Source organism: Photorhabdus sp. RM96S, assembly GCF_042879335.1.
GTDB classification, from domain to species: Bacteria; Pseudomonadota; Gammaproteobacteria; order Enterobacterales; family Enterobacteriaceae; genus Photorhabdus; species Photorhabdus kayaii.
The window spans coordinates 1-1029 of sequence record NZ_JBHFKT010000127.1 but is presented as its reverse complement, the minus strand read 5'-3'; the positions used below and the strand labels follow the sequence as shown (position 1 = coordinate 1029).

Annotated in this window: 2 pseudogenes; both read right to left on the bottom strand. The window is 57.7% G+C overall.

Annotation, left to right across the window (positions count from 1 at the left end):
- A pseudogene (locus ACGF49_RS24575) lies at positions 1-210 on the bottom strand (recombinase XerD); the annotation flags it as partial.
- A pseudogene (locus ACGF49_RS24570) lies at positions 197-1029 on the bottom strand (DNA primase); the annotation flags it as partial. The pseudogenes ACGF49_RS24570 and ACGF49_RS24575, both read right to left, overlap by 14 nt.

The following is a 1029-nucleotide window of genomic DNA, read 5'->3' as shown; positions in this document are numbered from 1 at the left end:
GCCCCGTTCCGTGGCCCACAGGATAAAGCGATAGGTGTGATGGGTCTGTACTTTCAGCGTGGTTTCCGACCAGTTTCGTTCCTGCCGCCAGGCCACGAAGCGCAGCAGCAGCGCATACAGGCTTTTTGGGTCATGCGCCGGCCCCACAGGCTGACGGTAGACGTCATTAACGGTCAGGAGACTTCCTTTGCGCGGTTTACGGTTTGCCATGATTTACCTCCGTTTCGGATTGGGAATGAGCGGCTGAGGCAGCGGGCGGCGGGGCCTTTTGTGTTTTACGTCTATTAACTGTTTTCTTTCCGGCTCCGCCCGGTTCTGTTGTCAAGCCTTGTACTGTCTGTGCTGAGGCCGGATTTTGTCTGTCCGGCGGTGTACCGACCGGGGGCTGACCTGTATCCGACCGGACACTTTTCGCCCCCGACCGGAACGCCCTGCCCGTCACTGCGTCATTCGCCGTTTCTGTTTCTTCGGGCAGGGGGATTGAAGCCGGTTTTTTTTCTGTCTTAATAACTGCTTTTTGCTTTACCCCGGCCACTTCCGCCGACAGGTCTGATGTTGCCTGCCCTGAGGCCGGATTCTGACTGACCGACTGACTGCCGACCCTGCCCCGACCTGTACCCGACTGAATATCCTCTGACCCCGACCGGAACGCATCGCCTGTCGTTTCTGACAGAGATTCAGTCATCTCCAGTAATCCGCACAGATGCGGTTGCCCGGTATCTTCACCATCCCACAGCAGCGTATATTCATAGGTCAGCCCGCGGCGATGCAGCAACAGGTATTCCATTTCCAGCAACCGCGCCAGATGCACTTTCAGTTGCGTATCGCCCCAGTGCAGAGCGGTCCGAATATCCCGCCGGGTAAAATGCAGTTCATCGACTCTGACTGCCTGTTGTCCGGCGGTTTCCCGTACCCAGTCCTGTATCAGCAGTAACAGCTTGCGCGTCTGCGGCGGCATTTCATCCAGCGTGCGCCCCAGCACCTCATGCGCCAGCTGGTTAGCCAGGGCAATGTCGTCTTGGGTGACTT